A 7155-nucleotide genomic window follows, 5' to 3' on the forward strand; every position below is an offset into this window, starting at 1 on the left:
GGTGGGGGAGAGCAGCCGCTCCAGGAGCAGCGCGGCGAGGTAGGCGAGCAGGCCGAGGACGACCGCCCCGAGGACGTAGCACCACGCCCGCGGGTAGGCGGTGGCGCTGGCCGCAGAGGTGATGCGCGAGCCCAGGCCGTCCTGGCGGCCGCCGAAGTACTCGGCGACGACCGCGGCGATGACCGACAGCGACGCGGCCAGCCGCAGCCCGGTGAACAGGTGCGGCACCGCGCCCGGCAGCCGCACGTGGCGGGTGACGGCCCAGCCGGAGACGGCCAGGCCGCGCATGAGCTCCGCGTGCACGGGGTCGATGCTGCGCAGGCCCCGCGCGGTGTTGACGAACAGCGGGAAGAACACCGCGACGGCGACCACCAGCCGGCGCGGCACCGGGCTGGTCGAGCCGAACATCGCGTTGAACACCGGGGCGAGGGCGACGATCGGCATGGCGTTCGCCGCGGCCGACAGCGGGCTGAGCACCTCGTCGAGCACCCGCACGCGGGCCGCCAGCAGCGCGGCCACGACCCCGGCCAGCGAGCCGGCCACCAGGCCGACCAGCGCGGTGGTGCCCGTGGCGAGCGCCGCGCGCGCGACGTCCCCGGCCACCGGGCCGAACGCCTGCGCGATGGCCAGCGGCGAGGGCAGCACGAACGTCGCGACCCGGCCCGCGACGACCACCAGCTGCCACAGCAGCAGCGCGGCCACGCCCACCAGCAGCGGCGGGGCCCACACGTGCGCGCGCCCGCTCACCGGTCCTCCCCGTGCAGGGCGCCGGCGAGCGGGGTGCGGCCGCGCAGCGCCTCGCGCACGGCGGTGATCGCGGCGAAGAACGCGGGGTGCTCGCGGGCGTCCTCGTCGCGGGTGGGCAGCTCGACGTCGACGACCCGCACGACGCGGCCCGGGCGCGGCGAGAGCACGACCACCTGCGTGGAGCAGAAGACGGCCTCGGCGATGGAGTGGGTGACGAGCACGACCGTGGTGCCGGTCCGCTCCCGGATGGCCAGCAGCTCGGCCTGCATCCGCTCGCGGGTCATCTCGTCGAGGGCCCCGAAGGGTTCGTCCATGAGCAGCAGGGGCGGTTCCTCCGCCAGCGCCCGCGCGATCGCCACCCGCTGCTGCATCCCGCCGGACAGCTGCCCCGGCCGGGCGCCGGCGAAGTCGCCCAGCCCGACGAGGTCCAGCAGGTGCCGGGCGCGCTCGGCGCGCTCGCGCCGGCCGACGCCGTGCAGCTCCAGCGGCAGCTCGACGTTGCGCTGCACGGTGCGCCACTCCAGCAGCCCCGCCGACTGGAACGCGATGCCGTAGTGGTGCGCCAGCCGGGCCTCGTGGGCGCTGACCCCGCCGACCAGGACGGTGCCCGCGGAGGGGGTGACGAGGTCGCCGATGCAGCGCAGCAGCGTGGACTTGCCGCAGCCGGAGGGGCCGATGAGGGAGACGAAGGCGCCGGCGTCGACGGTGAGGTCGACGCCGGAGAGCGCGTGCACCTCGCCGGAGGCGGTGGTGAAGCGCTGGTCCAGGCCGACGACCTGCACGGCGGGGGTGCTCACGGGTTTCCTCCAGGTCCGCGTCCGCCGCGCAGCAGCAGGACGTCCAGCAGGGACACGAGCGCGGCGGCCAGCAGCCCCAGCAGGGCCGCGCCGAGGATCGCCGCGTACAGCCGGCCCGGCGAGGACGTGGCCTGCTGGGCGTACTCCAGGACGAGGCGGCCGATGCCGCCGCGGGTGCCGGTGGAGATCTCCGCGACGATCGAGCCGACGACGGCCTGGGCGGCCGCTAGGCGCAGCGCCGGCACGAGGAAGGGCACGGCTGCGGGGAAGCGCAGCCGCAGCAGCGTCTGGCGCCGCGTCGCCGCGAGGCTGGCGAACAGCTCCTGCTCCGCGCCGCCGGGGGCCTGCAGGCCGCGCAGGGCGCCCAGGGCGACGGGGCAGGAGGCCAGGAAGGCGGAGATGACGACGACCGACGTCCACGGCTGCCAGGCCAGCGTCGGCGTCAGCGCCAGCCTGCCGCCCCAGCCGGCGACGAGCGGGGCGACGGCGATGACGGGCACGGTCTGGCTCAGGACGACGTGGGGCAGCAGGCCCCGCTCCAGCAGGCGGGAGCGCTGCATGGCGATCGCCAGCAGGAGACCGGCGGCCGAGCCCAGCAGCCAGCCGCCGGCCGCCATCCGCAGCGTCCCGGCGGCGGCGTCGAGCACCGCCACCCCCACGGTGCGCGCGCCCGGCACCGCCACCTCCGGCTCGCCCAGCGTGGCGAGCACCTCGCCGACCCCCGGCATGGAGCGCGGGTCGGCGCGGGGCAGGACGCGCTGCCCGCCGACCTCGACGCCCTGCACCGGCCCGAACGCCCGGTACAGCTCCCAGACCACCAGCAGCGCGGCGACGCCGACGAGGGCCGTGGCGGTGCGGCGCAGCCCCAGCGCCAGGCGCGCGCCGGCCCGCGCCCCGGCCGGCGCCGCCGCCGGCGCGGCCGACTGCGCGAGCTGGGTGGCGAGCAGCTCGCTCACGCGGGCTCCCGCGTCAGGGCGGGGACCTGCTCGGCCATGGCCGGCACCACCAGGTCGCCGTAGGCGCGCAGCGTCTGCTCCTTGGCGTCGTGCTGCAGGTACAGCGCGAACTGGTCCACGCCCAGGGCCTGCAGCTCGCGCAGCCGGGCGACGTGCTCGGCCGGGGAGCCGAGCAGGCAGAAGCGGTCGACGACCTCGTCGGGGACGAAGTCGGCGTGGGTGTTGCCGACCTTGCCGTGCTCGTTGTAGTCGTAGCCCTGGCGGCCGGCGATGTAGTCGGTGAGCGCGGCGGGCACCGGGTTCTCGCCGCCGCCGTCGGTCCCGTAGCGCTCGACGATGTCGGCCACGTGGTTGCCCACCATGCCCCCGAACCAGCGGCACTGGGCGCGGGCGTGCTCCAGCGCGGCGGCGCTGCCGTCGGTGACGTAGGCCGGCGCGGCCACGCAGACCTTCACGGCGCCGGGGTCGCGGCCGGCCGCCGCGGCGGCCTGCCGCACCGCCCCGATCGTCCAGGCCGCGATGTCGGGGTCGCCCAGCTGCAGGATGAACCCGTCGGCCACCTCGCCGGTCAGCGCCAGCGCCTTCGGCCCGTAGGCCGCGACCCACACCTCCGTCGGCGCGCCGGGGGACTCCCGCGCCCAGGGCAGACGCACCGTCTGCCCGCGGTGCTCCACGGGCCGGCCGTTGGCGAGCTCGCGGATGACGTGCACGGCCTCGCGCAGCGTCGCCAGGGTCGTCGGCCTGCCCGACAGCGTCCGCACGGCGGAGTCGCCGCGGCCGATCCCGCAGATCGTGCGCGGGCCGTACATCTCGTTGAGCGTGGCGTACGTCGAGGCCGTCACCGACCACTCGCGGGTGGCGGGGTTGGTCACCATCGGCCCGACGACGACCTTGCGGGTGGCGCCGAGGATGGCCGAGTGGACGACGTACGGCTCCTGCCACAGCACGTGGGAGTCGAAGGTCCACACGTGGCTGAACCCGTACGTCTCGGCCAGCCGGGACAGCTCGACGACGCGGCTGGCCGGGGGGGTGGTCTGCAGGACGACGCCGAAGTCCACGTCGGGGTCCCTCCTTCTGGGTCGGCGGGGGGATCGCGGGGGGATCAGCGCAGGTACTGCGACAGACCGCGGGGGACGAACCGCCCGTGGCCGGGGCTGCCGGAGAACGCGCCGCGGTCGACGACGACGCGCCCGCGGGAGAGGACGGTGCGCACCGCGCCCGTCAGCTCGAAGCCCTCGAACGCGGAGTAGTCGATGTTCATGTGGTGGGTGCTGGCGCTGATGCGCGTGGTGGCGCGCGGGTCGTACACGACGACGTCGGCGTCGGAGCCGGGTGCCACCGTCCCCTTGCGCGGGTACATCCCGAACATCCGCGCCGGGGTGGTCGAGCAGGTCTCCACCCAGCGCTGCAGCGACAGGTGGCCGTCGACGACGCCCTGGTGGACGAGGTCCATCCGGTGCTCGACACCGCCCATCCCGTTGGGGATCCTCGAGAAGTCGCCGCGGCCCAGCTGCTTCTGGTCGGCGAAGCAGAACGGGCAGTGGTCGGTGGAGACCACGGCCAGGTCGTCGGTGCGCAGGCCCTTCCACAGGTCGGCCGCGTGCGGCTCGTGCTTGGAGCGCAGCGGGGTGGAGCAGGCGTACTTGGCCCCCTCGAAGCTGCCCGGGCCGCCGGCGCCGAGGTGGTCCTCCAGGGTCAGGTACAGGTACTGCGGGCAGGTCTCGGCGAACACGTTGCGGCCCTCGGTGCGCGCCTGCGCGATGCGGGCCAGCGCCTGGGAGGCGGAGACGTGGACGACGTAGAGCGGTGTCCCGCCGGCGACCTCCGCGAGGGCGATGGCCCGGTTGGTCGCCTCCGCCTCCATGGCCGCCGGTCGGGTCAGCCCGTGGAACACCGGGTCGACGTCGCCGCGGGCCAGCGCCTGCTGCACGAGGACGTCGATGGCGGTGCCGTTCTCGGCGTGCATCATGACGACGGCGCCGTTGTCGGTGGCGCGCTGCATGGCCCGCAGGATCTGCCCGTCGTCGGAGAAGAACACCCCCGGGTAGGCCATGAACAGCTTGAAGCTGCTGATCCCCTCGTGGGCCACGAGGGAGTCCATCGCCTTCAGCGAGTCCTCGTCCACCCCGCCGAGGATCATGTGGAACCCGTAGTCGACGCAGGAGTTCCCCGCGGCTTTGGCGTGCCAGGTCTCCAGGGCCTGCTCGACGACCTCCCCGGTGCGCTGCACGGCGAAGTCGACGATCGTCGTGGTCCCGCCGAACGCCGCGGCGCGGGTGCCGGTCTCGAAGGTGTCCGAGGCCTCCGTCCCGCCGAACGGCATCTCCATGTGGGTGTGGACGTCGACGCCGCCGGGCAGCACGTAGCAGCCGCTCGCGTCGATCCGCCGGTCGACGGCGAACGCGTCGGCGGTCCCGGGCGCCAGCAGGGCGACGACCACCTCGCCCTCCACGAGGACGTCGGTGGGGGTGGCCCCGGTGGTGGAGACCAGCGTCCCGCCGGAGATCAGGGTGCGTCCCGTCCCCGTGCTCACGGCCGCACCAGGTCCCCGTAGGAGTCCGGCCGGCGGTCGCGGTAGAACTGCCAGTCGGTGCGCGTGCGGCGGATCAGGTCCATGTCGAGGTCGCGGACCAGCAGCTCCTCGGAGGTGCTGCTCGCCTTCTCGCCCACGAAGTTGCCCTGCGGGTCGACGACGTAGCTGGTGCCGTAGAAGTCGACGGCGTCGTCGCCGAACTCGCCGGTCTCCGCACCGACGCGGTTCGGCACCGCGACGAAGTAGCCGTTGGCGGCCGCCGCGGTCGGCTGCTCCAGCTCCCACAGCCGGTTCGACAGCGCCGGCTTGGAGGCGTTGGGGTTGAACACGATCTCCGCGCCCGCCAGGCCCAGCGCCCGCCAGCCCTCGGGGAAGTGCCGGTCGTAGCAGATGTAGACGCCGACCCGGCCGACGGAGGTCTCGAACACCGGGTAGCCGAGGTTGCCGGGGCGGAAGTAGAACTTCTCCCAGAACCGGTCCAGGTGCGGGATGTGGTGCTTGCGGTACTTGCCGAGGTAGCGCCCGTCGGAGTCGACGACGGCGGCGGTGTTGTACAGGACGCCGGGCTGCTCCTCCTCGTACACCGGCAGCACCATGACGATCCCGAGCTCGGCGGCCAGCGCCTGGAACCGCGCGACGGTCGGGCCGGGCACGGACTCGGCGTACTCGTAGTACTTGGCGTCCTGGGTGATCCCGAAGTAGGGGCCGTAGAAGAGTTCCTGGAAGCACACGACCTTCGCGCCGGCCTCGGCGGCCGCCCGCGCGCGGTCCTCGTGCGCCTCCACCATGCTCTCCTTGTCGCCCGTCCAGGCGGCCTGCACGAGCGCGATGCGCAACGTCGTCATGGGGCCAGGGTTCCGCGGGCGGGTGATCCGTCACAAGAACGCCGCGGCACGCGTTCGCCCCCGTACTGTGTGCAGATGCACAGCGTGGGAAACGCGGCCGAAACCGCAGCCGTCCGGTCGGTGCTGCTGGAACTGCTCGGCGACGTCGACGCCATCGCCGAGCGGTTCGTCGTGGCCCTCACCCAGGTGGTGCCCTACTCCGACGGCGCCGTCGAGCGCGCCCGGCTGCTGGCCGACGGGGTGAACACCTACGAGCGGGTGCTGCGCCGCCTGGTCGGGATGCCGGTGCCCGAGCGGTTCGTGGACCTCTCCCGCGGGCTCGGCCGCCACCGCGCGCAGCTCGACGTGCCGCTGGCCGCGGTGACCACCGGCACCCGGCTGCACTTCCGCATCGTGTGGGAGGAGCTGGCCGAACGGCTGCCGCCGGACGCGCTGGTGGCGATGGTGACGCTGCCCGTGCAGCTGTGGCAGGCGGTGGAGGAGCACTCCACCGACGTGCAGATCGGCTACCACGAGGCCGCCACGGCGCTGGCCTTCGAGCGCGACCGCGACCGCCGCCGCGCCGTCGAGGCGTTCCTGGACTCCGACGGCGAGGACGGCGACCTGCTGGCGCGCGCGGCCGGCGTGCTGGGCGCGGGCACCGGCGACGACGTCTTCGTGGCGTTCGTGCCGGGGCGCGCCCGGAACGCGCTGACGGCACCGGCCGCCCGGGCGGCCGGTGCGCACCTGCACGAGTGGCGCGGCGGGACGGTCGTGCTGGCGCACCGGCCGCGGGGCACCTGGCCGGTGGACGCGGGGGCCTCCGGGCGCCCGGTCGTGCCCGCCGTGCTGCGCGTGGTGCCGTGCGGGGTGGGACCGCTCGCGCACGGCCTGAGCCGGGTGCCCCGGGCGCTGCGGGTGGCCCAGCAGGTGGCCGGGGCGCTGCCCGCGTCCGCGACCGCCCCCGCGCGGCTGGCGGGGACGGCGGTCGCGGTGGCCGCCTCGGCGCTGGGCGGGCTGCGCGGGGACCTGGCGCGCGACGTCCTGCACGAGCTGCTCGTGCTGGCGCCGCCCGAGCGCGACCGGCTGCTGGAGACCGTCGACGCCTACGCCGAGACCGGTTCCGTCGCCGCCGCGGCCGAGCGGACGTTCTGCCACCGCAACACCGTCCTCAACCGGCTGCGCCGGGTCGCCGAGTGCACGGGGCTGGACGTCACCGTCCCCGCGCAGTCCTCCGTGCTGCTGCTCGCGCTCACCGCCTGGCGCTGGCAGGACGGCTGAGGCGGGAGGGCCGGGGC

Annotated in this window: 7 protein-coding genes; 1 reads left to right on the top strand and 6 read right to left on the bottom strand. The window is 75.1% G+C overall.

The window, feature by feature from the left end:
• The 6 genes from GTQ99_RS17265 to GTQ99_RS17290 form a co-directional block, all read right to left on the bottom strand.
• The coding region (locus GTQ99_RS17265) for an ABC transporter permease subunit (protein ID WP_205707682.1) at positions 1–747 on the bottom strand (747 nt) is incomplete at its 3' end.
• On the bottom strand, positions 744–1544 hold the full coding sequence (locus GTQ99_RS17270) for an ATP-binding cassette domain-containing protein (protein WP_166616966.1): 801 nt from the start codon (positions 1542–1544) through the stop codon (positions 744–746). The genes GTQ99_RS17265 and GTQ99_RS17270, both read right to left, overlap by 4 nt.
• On the bottom strand, positions 1541–2500 hold the full coding sequence (locus GTQ99_RS17275) for an ABC transporter permease subunit (RefSeq protein WP_205707683.1): 960 nt from the start codon (positions 2498–2500) through the stop codon (positions 1541–1543). The genes GTQ99_RS17270 and GTQ99_RS17275 overlap by 4 nt, the downstream gene beginning before the upstream one ends.
• Positions 2497–3558, bottom strand: coding sequence for a TIGR03842 family LLM class F420-dependent oxidoreductase (locus GTQ99_RS17280; protein WP_166616967.1), 1062 nt, complete (start codon positions 3556–3558; stop codon positions 2497–2499). Before GTQ99_RS17280 ends, GTQ99_RS17275 begins: the two co-directional genes overlap by 4 nt.
• Before the next feature lie 44 nt (positions 3559–3602).
• On the bottom strand, positions 3603–5033 hold the full coding sequence (gene hydA, locus GTQ99_RS17285) for a dihydropyrimidinase (protein ID WP_338075058.1): 1431 nt from the start codon (positions 5031–5033) through the stop codon (positions 3603–3605).
• Complete coding sequence (locus GTQ99_RS17290) at positions 5030–5878, bottom strand: nitrilase-related carbon-nitrogen hydrolase (RefSeq protein WP_166616968.1); 849 nt, start codon at positions 5876–5878, stop codon at positions 5030–5032. Before GTQ99_RS17290 ends, hydA begins: the two co-directional genes overlap by 4 nt.
• Before the next feature lie 75 nt (positions 5879–5953).
• On the opposite strand from GTQ99_RS17290, the gene GTQ99_RS17295 reads away from it, so the two are divergent.
• Positions 5954–7138: a PucR family transcriptional regulator gene (locus GTQ99_RS17295; RefSeq protein WP_166616969.1), complete on the top strand. Its 1185-nt coding sequence runs from the start codon at positions 5954–5956 to the stop codon at positions 7136–7138.
• The last annotated feature ends 17 nt before the right edge of the window (positions 7139–7155 follow it).

It is taken from the genome of Kineococcus vitellinus, from assembly GCF_009906315.1.
GTDB lineage: Bacteria > Actinomycetota > Actinomycetes > Actinomycetales > Kineococcaceae > Kineococcus > Kineococcus vitellinus.